The sequence below is a fragment of the Clostridium sp. NkU-1 genome (assembly GCA_001312405.1).
In genome coordinates this window covers 12,645-24,997 of the sequence record BBDR01000011.1, presented here as the reverse complement: position 1 = coordinate 24,997, position 12,353 = coordinate 12,645, and the positions used below count along the sequence as shown (strand labels likewise).

The window sequence follows — 12,353 nt, the reverse complement described above, 5'->3', positions numbered from 1 at the left end:
TTTAGTTAATAAGTCTTGATTTTCTTTTAAAAAAATTAACTCGTATGGCGAATTTATAATATATATCTGAGCCTTTCGTTTTTTGTGCAATTTCTAATAAATTATGATAAATTGTTTCATAGGTGGGTGTTCCATTTCTTAATGGACGCAGCTTATTATGAACTTCAGGATATCCATCTATTGTTACCTGATAACCAGTCACCCCAGCCGATACTAATCTAACAAAGTTTTCATATGAAAGCAAATAACCATTTGTTATAATATTTGCTGTAATAACCAAAGGATACCTTTCTTTCAACGTATTTAATCGATTCATAAATTCAATTATTTTTTCTATAGCCAATAATGGTTCACCACCAAACCATCCTAAAGTCAGATACATTGTCTCTTCTGCATTTTTACAGCATTTTTCAATATATTTATAAACTGCATCATAGGTTGGTTGGTTCATTGCTATGTTGCGATGGGTATAAATAAAACAATATGGGCAATTAAAATTACAGCTTTCATCTGGTAAAAGAGTTACCTGTATGTAATTAGGAAATTTCATAGCTCGTTCATGCCATGTCTTAATTTGTGCAAGTTCATCCGTATTTTCTGATACGAGAAATCCCTGTTGTAAAAGTTGCAAAGCAATTTCAGGATTTTTTTCTTTATTATCAGGATTACTTAATATTTGCTGATAATCCATTACTTTATCTGGTTCGATAATGCCAACAGCTCCTGTTTTAGTACTATATAATATCATTTTCCCCTCATACATCTCGCAAAAATTATATCGGCTCTGTTTATATTTTACGCTGGTTTCACTCATATTCTTCACTCCTGTTTTCTTTTTCACTTAATATGTTTTACCTTATATCTTCTCGCTATATTTCATCAAGGATTCAGTAATTATTTCAGGTGTCCATGTACAAACCCCTTTGCCAGCTATCAGGCGCTGACGGGTACAGCCTCCGAGACAAACCGGCAATATTTTACATTTTTGACACTTGCCATACTTATCTGATTGAAAAATACTATTTCTCCATACAGATTTTTTTTCATTATACGCAATGGTTCCATCCTCTTGAATCACGCCAATAGCTTCTCTTTTATCACTCAACACAGAATCACATGCAAAAACCAATCCATCAGGATTGAAAATAAAAGAATTTTGCTTATTCACATTGCACCATTTATTAATAGGATATGGCAATGGATTAAACATTCTGTTTCCTTTATTTCCATATCCCTGCATATCACTAAATAATTTTTCCTGAATTTTAACAGACTCCTGTTTGTTACAATAATCATCTTTTGCCACCCCATGCTTATTCTTTTTTTATGGAAAAATCTACAACGGGTCTGAATGAAAGATTAAATCTTTCATCCCCTTTAAAATCAACAATCATTTTTTTGGCTAATTGCTTCATAGATTTAATATTACTCCGCAAAAAATTTCCCCGCAGAGATATTAAAAAAATCTTCATATTTACAATCACTTTTTATAGAAAGTAAATTTTTATAAATAATATCGAATGTAGGATTACCATCTTTAAGTGTTCTTAATTTATCGTGATTTTCTTTATCTCCGTCTAATGTTACCTGGAAATTTTTAATTCCAGCTTCATATAACCGTAAAAAATTATCATAGTTCAAAAAAAATCCATTAGTCACAATCTTTCCATGCAACGTAATGTTATTATATTCTTTTTCAAGTTCAATCAGGCGGTTCATAAAATTTTCCATATCTTTTACACACAGCATAGGTTCACCACCGAACCAGCCAATTGTAACTGTTATTTTATCAGAATAATTCTTTATATACCTGAGTATCAGATTATATATGGCATTGTATATTCTCTGTTTCATTGATGTGAATTTGCCATCTTCTACAACAAAACAATAAGGACAATTAAAATTACAATACATTGTTGGCAATATGGTAATTGAAAGACTTGATTTACTGTTATTTACCAGACTGAATCCTTTCGCAACTTCATGTATCTCATCGCAGTCTTTTAAAATAATAAATCCATTATCTCGTAGTACATTAAAGTCATCAGTTTCCAGATACTTATCAGGCTCATTCAACATTTCTTTTACTTTTTCTGCAGATTCAATCTTATCAATAAATATCAGACTGCCCGTTCTGGTATTATATAGTAATAATGTTCCATCATTTCTTGTAACCTGGAAATTATAATAACTGGATATATATTTCACATGTGCCCTCCTTTCAATTGAAAAACAAGTGGCAGAAGGAAAATACTCATTCTACTCACCTTCCACCACTTATTTTCTGTCATGACCTATGCACAAACAGCTCCTCTACAGCAGAAACCAAAGTTTGCGCATTCCAAATTCTCATCAACCTTAACATTCTGCATATCTTTTCCTTCTCTAATAATAGTCATAGCCTTCACCTCCTTGTACAATGTGCATATTTATTTCAAATTTGACAGATTATTCTAGCCCTTTATCACAATTATGTACGTTATCTGTCAAATCAAAATATTAAAACCACAATTATTTTTAATTTCAAATATTGATTTTACCTTTTGCTTTATGATTACATTTTAACAAATTGATATATCCTGAACCGCACCATGTAATTTTTTTCTGCAAATGATGGAACTTTCTCTTGAAAAAAATTCTATTATTAATTTTTACAATATAAAACAGGCAAGAACCACTGTAACAAGTCCTTGCCCTTAAACAAATATTCATATTGTTTTATGCATTTATGCGAAATTGAAATCACAACCTGTTCCTTTTGACAACTTCCAAAACTATGATTCCCAATATAATCCGGTTTCTCTGACAGGAAAAAAAGACCGTTTCAGCATCATCAACTATCTGTTTCTCCATTGTCACAGGCGCAAATTTACGGATTGTCCATAAACATACCATAGTAACAGCTAATGATACCAATTGAGATGGAACAAAATCTTTTGATATGATCAATACAACTGCAACCACGCAACAGGAACAAACGCAACGCGAAATAAAACGTTTAAAGCGAAATCCTCCTGCGTAAGATCTCAAAGAAAAAAATCCCCTTCTATCTTATTCCAATAAAGTTCATCAATTTCTCTTCTCCTATCTTCGCTGATAAACAACACTTTTCCATCAATCAACTCAATCTGGTCATAAGATTTCCTCACAACATGCCTTATATTTACCAAATAAGATTGATGTATACGCCAAAAGTCTATTTTTGACATCTTTAACCTTACTTCAAGTTCATTAAGTTTTTCATAATATTTAACAACGCTTCCATCCGTTTTATATATGAAAATAACACGCCTCTTACTTTGAAAATACAAGATATCCTTTACTGAAATCTGAAAGAAATCTTTCCCATATTTATATCGAAAATAACTGTCCCATGAAATGATCTTCTCATATGCCTTGGCAAAGTATTTATATAAAACCTCTTTTTCTACAGGTTTCACCAGAAACTGAAAAGGTTGGACGTCATATGCTTCAATCGCATAGGATGTATGACTGGTAACGAAAATAATCAACACAATTTCGTCTGCTTCACGAATCTTTCTGGCTGCTGTTATGCCATCCATGTCCTTCATCTCAATATCCAGAAAGATTAAATCATACTTCACTCTTTCATCACATATATTTCTCACCAGACTTTTTCCATTAAAAAAACACTTCTATACCGCCCATAATTTGATGTTCCCTCAACATCTGGCAGATTATATTCTCAAAATCGCCTGTAAATTTAATATCATCATCACAAACAGCAACTTTAATCATACCAAACTCAACCCCTTTAAATATCTTAAAAATCTCTTCCGCCTGATTTAAAATTCACTTTGCAACCTACATATATCCATAATTTATTATATAAATTTGAGAATAAAATATCAATACTCCCTTCCCAGTTTTTATGCTATTTATAATATTCCAAACTATCTCATGGCATTTTATAGTATTTTTATCTATAGCCAGCTTTATCAAAATAAAAAAAAGGAGGCCGCAAAGGCCATCCTTCATCATTCAGTTCGCAGAAAATCGTACTAAATATTGTTGTATCAAACTTTTTTTAAAGACTAGAAACCGCAAAATCTCCAGGGAATGAAATTCCCTGTCCACGTAGCGTTTTTTTATTGATTTCCACACAGCGCCCAAATTCCTCCAGCACCGGGTCTGTCAGGGTAAAGGTATATAGGTGCTCTGGGGGTGAGGCAATTACATATTCCCATGTATAGCCTGCCGAATCACTGACAGGGCAGGGAGGGGCTTCTGTGTATTCCCCGTTTAGCACCATTGCTTTCAGTTCAAAAACTCTCTGAACCAGTTCATTTTTCAGAGCCGGTTTTAACAGCGCCCGGATGGACTGGTAAAGGAGCTTTAACAGCCCTGTTCCGTCCATATTCTCCCGGGCGTAATAATCAGCCAGCTCCAGAAAATAAGAGCCATAACAGGTTCCTTCCATATCCAGGGCCAATGCTTCAAAATAATTGGTGATCTCCGCCGATCTAAGGGTATAGGAATCCCTGCCCTCGTACAGGGAAAACTGCCCGAAGGCAAAGGGGCGGCTTACCGCCATAAGCGGATTCCCCGGCCGCCTGGCCCCTCTGGCAAATGCGGTGATCTTTCCTCTTTCCCTGGTGAGTATCACAAGGCGCTTATCCATTTCTCCAACCGGGGCCACTCTTATTACCATCCCCGTCATGGTTTCAACTTCCCTCAATTTCTGCCACCACTTTTAAATGTCTTTATCATTATAGCCATAATTCTTCATATACAGCTCGCTGTCACGCCATTCTTTCCGGACCTTGACCCAAAGCTGTAAATTTACCTTTGTATCCATCAGGCCTTCTATTTCCCTGCGGGCAGCACTTCCGATCTTTTTAAGCATGGAACCGCCCTTTCCAATGATGATTCCCTTGTGGGATTCCCGCTCGCAGATAATTTCGGCTTCTATATCCATGATGCCATTATCCCGCTCCTTCATCTTCTCAATCGTCACCGCGATCCCGTGGGGAATCTCATCGTTTAAAAGACGAAGGGCCTTTTCCCTGATAAGCTCCGCTGAAATCTGGCGCATGGCTGGTCTGTAACCGTATCCTCATCATAATACTGAGGTCCCTTTGGAAGATATTTATAGATAAGCTCCAGCATCAGATCCGTATTTTTGGCCTTTAAGGCGGAAACCGGCACAATCTCAGCAAACTGGCACACATCCTTGTAAGCATTTATAAAGGTCAGGATGCCCTCCTGGTTTTTCAACGTATCAATTTTATTGATAACAAGGATCACAGGAGTTTTCACCTGGCTTAACTGCTCTGCAATATGCTGCTCCCCGGCCCCGATGTAGGTAGTCGGTTCCACCAGCCATAGCACCACATCCACTTCCTTTAAGGTGCGCTCCGCAACACTTACCATATATTCGCCCAGCTTGTTTTTGGCCTTATGGATTCCGGGAGTATCGAGAAAAATGATCTGTCCTCTCTCATCCGTATATACGGTCTGGATCCGGTTTCTGGTAGTCTGGGGCTTATCAGAAGTAATGGCGATCTTCTGGCCTATGAGCTGGTTCATCAGGGTGGACTTCCCAACGTTGGGACGCCCGATCAGGGTTACAAAGCCTGATTTATAGTTGTTTTCCATATAGGTTTTCCTTTCCTCTTTCGTGTCCATGTTCTTTGGACATAAGGGTATGCCTGCAGGGCGTAATGTCATGAGTGGAACAGGTTCTTTGTTTCTCCAAACAGATCCTTCTCCGCCATGATCTTTTCTTCATTTCCAATAACGCAGAGACTTCCACTATCCAATACGGCCTTTACAAGAGAGGCCAGGCCGCGGATGTCTTCCTGGGTAGCGTTTAATACCTCTTCCCGCTCTTTTTCCATCATTTCCCGGGTGACGCCGGATAAATAGGCAGAAAGCCCCCTGTTTCCTCTGGTAGACGGCGGGAACGGAACATCCATGTCGCTAATGGTGCCGATGACGTACTTTGTCATATCCCGGTCTGTGGCCTGGAAGCTCTCCAAATAATCCACGATTCCGTCATAAATCCGGTTTGTTTCTCTTACGTTTGGATCCCGGTAGGAAGTGAAATACCCTTCTCCTGAGCGTCCAAAGCCGCTCATGCAGCCATAGGCTCCTCCTTTGACCCTTAAATTGATCCACAGGTAATCATAGCTTAAAATGACCTTTAGTATTTTAAGAGCCCCGGTATATTCCCTGCCGCTTCCTGCAAAGGATCCGCATCTGGCTACATAATTGACCTGGGAAGCCGTACAAAAGCCCTCGTTCCTGTTTCCTGCCAAAAAGGTAAAGGGATAACGCTTTCCTTCTCCTTCCGGCAGCAGGTCCGTAAGCTTTTTAAGTGCCTCAGGAAGCAGCTTATAGCCTTCATCATCTGCTGTATAGCTGACCAGCATATTCTGGGTGGTGAACAGCTTTTCCATGACCGCCTTTAAGCGGGCAATGATCTCCTTCTTATGGGAAGGATATTCCTTTTCTAAATTCTCCAAAAATTCATAATACCCGATCCCGCCGGTCAAATCGTTAAAAGAAGAAGTGGCGGAATAATAAGAAGTGGCTCTGGCCACTGCTGCCGAATGACAGGAGCCTTCCAGCTTCATTCTGGCCCTTGACCTGGTTTCACTGATGATTTCGCCTATCCGCTTTTCATCATCCAAAATAGAACGGGTCAGAATCTCGCCAAGAATGGAGAAACCAAAATCCAGTTTCTCATAAAGCACTCTGGCACTTGCCATAAAAAAAGCCTGTAAACTTTCCCTTATTCTTTAAGTCAGGATAAGAGGTCACACTAAAGCTGACACCGCCGCTGTTTAAATGGATCTCGCTGGTCAGATCTCCATAGGTGAAATTTTCCGTATTCACATAGCCAAGCAGGGATTTTAAAAATCCCACATAAGGCAGATCCTCCACAGGAACTGCGGAAGTATCAAACAGAACCTTTAAATACCCGATTCCGGAGGTAAACATCTCATGATGGATCACTTTGACGCCATGGGCCGTTTTCTCTTCCCATATGATCTCCTCTGCCTCCCTGCTGATATCTTCTCGTGAAAGCATGGGAATCTTTTCCAGGGTCTCCTGGGGAGACGGTGTTTCCTGGTATTCCTTTAAAGCACGGGTCTGTTCAGCAAGTTCACGAAGCTCCTCTTCTGAAAGGGAGGCTTTATATGCAGCCAGCTTCTTCGCTTCCTTCTCATCTTCCATTGCCGTTAAATTCTTTTTGGGGCTTACGGTCAAGACGGCCTCAAACGGATTATCCAGAAGGTATTCCCTGATGAGCTGCTCAAAATATCCGTCATCCACTACCTTTTTTTAAATAATCAAAGGTCTCCTGATATTCTAAGTGCATCATGGGATCCCCGTCATAAAGCCAGCTGTCCATGCACTGAAGCCCATACATCAGGCCCTTTGGCGCTGAACCGTAATCCGCTTCCCGGTAACGGAATTCGTAATAGTTCATTCCGGCTTTCAGGCTCTTCCTGTTGATTCCTTCGTCTGCAAGCTTTCTTAAAGTCCCTTTTACAACGGCAAGGAATTCCCCTCTCTGCTCTTTGTTTGCATTTTTAGCAATAATGGTAAAATAGGGCTGAAGAATGCCGCTGTCATACCCGCCTAAAATGTCCTGGCCGATCCCGGCATCAATGAGGGCCTGCTTTAAGGGAGCGCCCGGTGCATCAAGAAGGGTGTATTCCAGGATCTGGAATGCAATATAAAGCCTGGGATCTAAATCGGTTCCCACTGCTGTGCTGATGGAAAGATAGGTGGCATTTTCTTCGGATTCCCCTTCGGTAATGGAATAGAAAGTCTCCCCCTCCACTGGCTCTGAAAATGGCTTCTGTCTTGGAATCCTGGAATCAATGGTTATTTCATCGTATTGGCTTAAGTATTCTTTATCAAGCCATGCAAGCTTTTCTTCCATATCCATATCACCATAGAGGTAAATATAGCTGTTGGAAGGATGATAATACCTCTTATGAAAGGCCAGAAAGTTTTCATAGGTAAGGTCCGGAATAAAGGCAGGATCTCCGCCTGATTCCTGTCCATAGCAGTTATCCGGGAAAAGAGTCTTCCTGGTGTAGCGGTCCAGCACTTCTTCCGGGGAAGAAAATGCTCCCTTCATCTCATTATATACCACACCATTGTAAATCAGATCAGATTCCGGACTTTCCAGCTCATAATGCCAGCCCTCCTGCATGAAAATCTTCGGCTCCCTGTAAATATTGGGATGAAGCACTGCATCCAGGTACACGTTCATCAAATTCTGGAAATCCTTTTCATTGCAGCTGGCTACCGGGTATACCGTTTTATCAGGGTAGGTCATTGCATTTAAGAACGTGTTTAAAGACCCCTTTACCAGCTCCACAAACGGATCCTTCACCGGAAACTTATCTGATCCGCAGAGCACGCTGTGCTCCAGGATATGAGCAACTCCGGTGCTGTCTGACGGCGGGGTACGGAATCCGATGGAAAATACTTTGTTCTCATCATCACAGGATAAGAGGAATAGCCTGGCTCCGCTTTTTTTATGGCGGAGGACATATCCGGATGCTTTGATCTCTTTTATTGCCTTTTCTTCTACAACCTCATAGGCTGCAAGGTTTTTAAACTGATTCATTCTGTGTTTTTTTCCTCCTGCATGTTCATATTTATTATACGTGAGTCCGCAGTGCAGCCAGCGAATCTGTAAGATTCGCTGGCTCACGGGCATTCGCCCTATGAAACAGGCCATAATAAGATTTTCTTATGTGCAGGCACAACGAAAATCTTCTCCTGTCCTGTTTCGCACTGCTAGTTGCATTCGTGTAATTACATATTGCCCACTAATTTGTCTTTTAATATAGCGGCGCACTCTCTAACGCAAAAGTGTACGAAAAGAATGGGGTCGGATTCACAGGATATGCCATAGATATCCGGTATTCCCCATTTTTTCCCAATCTGCAGCGCCCGAAACACATGAAAATCACTAGTGAGGACACCAATCTTAATGGGCTTATCCGGCACCTCCTCAAAGGTTCCCGGCTCCATGAAAATCGGCTGATTTTCCTGACGGCGGGCTTTTCTTTCCGCCTGATCTTCTTCAATGGCTACACGGCTGTATGCAATATTCTCAACGGTACTGGTGGAGCGTGTCTCTAATATCAGCTGCTCCTCTTTTACTCCGTTAAAAACCAGATAATCCCGCATGGCTGCGGCTTCGCTGACAGGTTCATCATCACCCTGGCCGCCGGACAGCACCAGGATCGTGGAGGGATTGTCATCTAAGTACTCCATAGCTTTATCCAGCCGTTTTTTTAAGGATTTGCTGACTCCTGTTTCCTTTACCCTGGCGCCCAGCACAATAACATAGTCCAGATTGGAAGTATCCCGGACAGCAACTCCCGTAAATACCAGGATCTCCACCACCAGAAACACCAGAATTCCGGTACAGCACATGGTAATCACTGACACCGGAATCCATAAGGGAACCTTATCCTTGTGCTTTACATAGGTTTCCCAACCTAACGGCAGCAATATGCATATGGCAGCAAATACAAGCCATATAAATGAAAGGGACGTGGTCAGACCTGAATAAAGAATGATCACAACATAATAAATGATGCAGGAAACGGCCATCAGCCAGAAAATTAACGCCATATGCCAGCCTCCCATTCCGCAATTAATTTAGATTTATCTAAAAATTCTCCCAGCATTAACTTAATATTATTTTCGTTTATTAATATCTCTTTATTTTCGTTTAAACTATTTTTTTATGACTGGAGGAATTCTGGCGTCTGCCAGCCTACGAAACTTTTGTTGAAGATCTGATAACATTTCATTTATTTCATGTTTTTTTTAAGCGGGTCTGTCTATTCAGTTCTTCTAATAATTCCTGTTCCACATGATAATAACAGTCATAAATAAATTTAAAATCCCATGTTCCTGTACATTCAATTTCCGAAATACGATCTTTAGAATCGTAGAAATCAATTTGATAACTTGGTGAATGATCCAGGAAACTTGTATACAAAAAGGATGAGTATATCCACTCCAGTTTCCCCACTTTACCGGCTTTCTTCAATTTTTCATATTGGCTGTAAATATTGTTTAATTCCTTTTCCAGACTTTTGCTGATTTCAAAAAAATGAAGCTCAAATTCATTCTCTATCTTTTCCGAGAAGTTCTTATAGCCATTGTCCGCAATTGCCTGCAATTTATTACGAACAATGTTTTTTTTAAATTTTCTTCATTAATCAACTTGTTAAAATTCCCTTCCTTTTAATAGCCACCCCATTTCAGGCAAACTTACTGTCATATAAAAACAGAAAAACTCAGGGAGGTAGCCAATGCACCCAGCATTTTAAGCATGACATTTCCAAACCCCAATAACATCCACATAATCACCGCACTCCAGACAGAAACGCCTTTGCATTCTATGGAATTTGCCAATTGCTTTATTTTACTTTTCTTATGGATATCTTCGTTATGGTCTGCATCAATCCTTTTCTTGATCTTTCTCCAGTAAACAGCATCAGCCAGCATTCCTACCGCGATAAATCGCGCAATAATAAGCAGAACGAATATCATATTAGCTGATTCTTTCCCGATATAAGCTCCTATCATCATACCACATATTACAAATATGGCAATTAATAATATTACAGAAGAAATGACCCACATTAGAATTCCTTCCAGCCATAATAGCCGATAAGCGAACCATTCAGCACAAAAGAAAGCGGCTGCTCCGTTAAATACTCTTTTTCCATTAATGATCATCCTAAACTTTTGTAAATACTTTTCCTGATTTTTTTCCAAATATTGCCTTATCTCCCATACGTCATATCCACCTATCTGGTCTTTCTCATTCTCCAAATATGATCCTCCTGTTCAGTATATACCTTTTGTAAATCCATTAACAGCTAATTTATATGATATCCTGATTGTTATATGAATTAGAGTTTATTTCTTTATAATCACCTTCCCATATTTCCCCCATTCTCTTTTTAAATCTTACCCTGCCTGTTTTAGCGCTTCTCCAACCAAGTTTCATAATCTAAATCCAGCTTTTCCAATTCTTCATATACCCTATACAATACTTTATTTACTTTCCCATCTAGCCAATCAAAGCCCTCTTGTTCCACAAATAATAAGCTCTTACAAAACACTCCGTGGCTTTTTTCTAATTGCTTCAATCAGTCATACATTCTCCTTAGCTTTAATAAAATAAGCTAGCTAATTCAGGATAGGAAGAAGACCACTCTATAGCTGTTCTATAATCTTCCATTGCCTTATCATCATCACGAAAAGAATAATAAGAAGTTCTATTGGCATAGACTATTAATAAATCATAACTGTCGTTCGTTTGCCAGCCTTCTAATACTTTAATACATTTGCTTTCATATTCCAGTTCTTTATCAGGATTCCCCCAACTATTATAACAGGCCATTTCATGGTATAGATTTGCTTCTATAATCTTTATAATGACAAGTTTCTTGGTTTAATCTTAAGGCCTTTTCTATGTAAATCTTAGCAAACTCTTCTCCTGATGAAGTATTAGAATAACTAGCTCTTGACATAATATAATAAACAAATATTCTGATTTGACCCCAATATCCTCCATTTTTTTTATCAATTTTTTTTAGCTTCTTTCATTATTTTCCTATATTTTTTTAATACTACTACGTTAATCTTCCATCAACATATTAGAACCCAGAATCAGCCTTTTAACTGGGTCTTAAATATCTTTTTCATAGCTTCTCCTTTTTAACATCATATTTCTGTGATTTTGTAATTTATATAATGATAGGAAATATTGTAATGTAAATTTTCAATAAACTTACCACACAAAATTAGTAAACTCACTTTTTTTAAACTCAAATAAAATTTTTAAAAAAAACAACAATAAGATCACTTCTAACCATAATAGTATATATTATTTAAAATAGTTTATTAATCAACTTTATAGAATATAAGAATTGTTATGATAATCCAAAATAAAATACAACAAAAACCAATAAAAGACTGTTTAAACCAGACATTCTCTTTGCCAATAGGAATAAAATTCCTGGGGTTTTTTTATCATAAAGAAGTATATTATCCTTACCAATTGGTAAAATAGATGATGATGTTTCGTAAAACGGAAACTTTTCTTCATATGTAATTCCTTCTACTGTATAAGAATATATCGGATAATAATAAATTCTTTTAGAAAATTTATACCAAGATACATGTTCACAAACTTTTATAATCTTACCAACAGTACGGCCTTTATACTTATGACTTTTGAAATTCATTATTGCTGCTTTAACAGAATAGTAAAATACATAGCATGCAATAAATATATAAAAAAATTATTAGTAATATTTGAACCATAATTA

The 12,353-nt window shown here is 38.2% G+C and carries 13 protein-coding genes and 1 pseudogene; all 14 read right to left on the bottom strand.

What is annotated here, in order from left to right; all coding sequences use genetic code 11:
- Position 1: 1 nt before the first annotated feature.
- On the bottom strand, positions 2 to 814 hold the full coding sequence (locus JCM10519_RS16115) for a radical SAM protein (protein ID WP_054740430.1): 813 nt from the start codon (positions 812 to 814) through the stop codon (positions 2 to 4).
- Positions 815 to 856: 42 nt separating this feature from the next.
- Positions 857 to 1,306, bottom strand: coding sequence for an SPASM domain-containing protein (locus JCM10519_RS16110; protein ID WP_054740428.1), 450 nt, complete (start codon positions 1,304 to 1,306; stop codon positions 857 to 859).
- 119 nt (positions 1,307 to 1,425) lie between these two features.
- On the bottom strand, positions 1,426 to 2,208 hold the full coding sequence (locus JCM10519_RS16105; protein WP_054740426.1) for a radical SAM protein: 783 nt from the start codon (positions 2,206 to 2,208) through the stop codon (positions 1,426 to 1,428).
- Positions 2,209 to 3,026: 818 nt separating this feature from the next.
- Positions 3,027 to 3,632, bottom strand: coding sequence for a LytTR family DNA-binding domain-containing protein (locus tag JCM10519_RS16100; protein ID WP_347844528.1), 606 nt, complete (start codon positions 3,630 to 3,632; stop codon positions 3,027 to 3,029).
- Positions 3,633 to 4,048: 416 nt separating this feature from the next.
- Positions 4,049 to 4,681 carry a DNA repair protein RecO gene (recO, locus tag JCM10519_RS16095; protein ID WP_347844461.1) on the bottom strand — a complete coding sequence of 211 codons (633 nt, stop codon included), beginning with the start codon at positions 4,679 to 4,681 and terminating at the stop codon, positions 4,049 to 4,051.
- 33 nt (positions 4,682 to 4,714) lie between these two features.
- Positions 4,715 to 5,619: pseudogene (gene era, locus JCM10519_RS16090) on the bottom strand (GTPase Era).
- 68 nt (positions 5,620 to 5,687) lie between these two features.
- Positions 5,688 to 6,734: a hypothetical protein gene (locus JCM10519_RS30820; RefSeq protein ID WP_347844460.1), complete on the bottom strand. Its 1,047-nt coding sequence runs from the start codon at positions 6,732 to 6,734 to the stop codon at positions 5,688 to 5,690.
- On the bottom strand, positions 6,709 to 7,302 hold the full coding sequence (locus JCM10519_RS30815; RefSeq protein WP_347844459.1) for a hypothetical protein: 594 nt from the start codon (positions 7,300 to 7,302) through the stop codon (positions 6,709 to 6,711). The genes JCM10519_RS30820 and JCM10519_RS30815 overlap by 26 nt, the downstream gene beginning before the upstream one ends.
- On the bottom strand, positions 7,295 to 8,614 hold the full coding sequence (locus tag JCM10519_RS30810) for an insulinase family protein (protein WP_347844458.1): 1,320 nt from the start codon (positions 8,612 to 8,614) through the stop codon (positions 7,295 to 7,297). Before JCM10519_RS30810 ends, JCM10519_RS30815 begins: the two co-directional genes overlap by 8 nt.
- A 191-nt stretch (positions 8,615 to 8,805) precedes the next feature.
- On the bottom strand, positions 8,806 to 9,633 hold the full coding sequence (locus tag JCM10519_RS16080) for an ElyC/SanA/YdcF family protein (protein WP_054740423.1): 828 nt from the start codon (positions 9,631 to 9,633) through the stop codon (positions 8,806 to 8,808).
- A gap of 654 nt (positions 9,634 to 10,287) precedes the next feature.
- Positions 10,288 to 10,791 carry a DUF2628 domain-containing protein gene (locus JCM10519_RS16070; RefSeq protein ID WP_347844457.1) on the bottom strand — a complete coding sequence of 168 codons (504 nt, stop codon included), beginning with the start codon at positions 10,789 to 10,791 and terminating at the stop codon, positions 10,288 to 10,290.
- 209 nt (positions 10,792 to 11,000) lie between these two features.
- The gene (locus tag JCM10519_RS30805) at positions 11,001 to 11,168 is read right to left on the bottom strand and encodes a hypothetical protein (RefSeq protein ID WP_347844456.1); all 168 of its coding nucleotides are present in this window, start codon (positions 11,166 to 11,168) and stop codon (positions 11,001 to 11,003) included.
- 23 nt (positions 11,169 to 11,191) lie between these two features.
- Positions 11,192 to 11,422 carry a hypothetical protein gene (locus JCM10519_RS30800; protein WP_347844455.1) on the bottom strand — a complete coding sequence of 77 codons (231 nt, stop codon included), beginning with the start codon at positions 11,420 to 11,422 and terminating at the stop codon, positions 11,192 to 11,194.
- 532 nt (positions 11,423 to 11,954) lie between these two features.
- Positions 11,955 to 12,269 carry a hypothetical protein gene (locus JCM10519_RS16065; protein WP_054740416.1) on the bottom strand — a complete coding sequence of 105 codons (315 nt, stop codon included), beginning with the start codon at positions 12,267 to 12,269 and terminating at the stop codon, positions 11,955 to 11,957.
- Positions 12,270 to 12,353: the final 84 nt, after the last annotated feature.

Excerpts from the sequence above, each read along its gene's own strand:
- JCM10519_RS16065 (WP_054740416.1), bottom strand. The coding sequence starts at position 12,269 with ATGAATTTCAAAAGTCATAAGTATAAAGGCCGTACTGTTGGTAAGATT.
- JCM10519_RS16080 (WP_054740423.1), bottom strand. The coding sequence starts at position 9,633 with ATGGCGTTAATTTTCTGGCTGATGGCCGTTTCCTGCATCATTTATTAT.
- JCM10519_RS30820 (WP_347844460.1), bottom strand. The coding sequence starts at position 6,734 with ATGGCAAGTGCCAGAGTGCTTTATGAGAAACTGGATTTTGGTTTCTCC.
- JCM10519_RS30810 (WP_347844458.1), bottom strand. The coding sequence starts at position 8,614 with ATGAATCAGTTTAAAAACCTTGCAGCCTATGAGGTTGTAGAAGAAAAG.
- JCM10519_RS16115 (WP_054740430.1), bottom strand. The coding sequence starts at position 814 with ATGAGTGAAACCAGCGTAAAATATAAACAGAGCCGATATAATTTTTGC.
- recO (WP_347844461.1), bottom strand. The coding sequence starts at position 4,681 with ATGACGGGGATGGTAATAAGAGTGGCCCCGGTTGGAGAAATGGATAAG.
- JCM10519_RS30800 (WP_347844455.1), bottom strand. The coding sequence starts at position 11,422 with ATGGCCTGTTATAATAGTTGGGGGAATCCTGATAAAGAACTGGAATAT.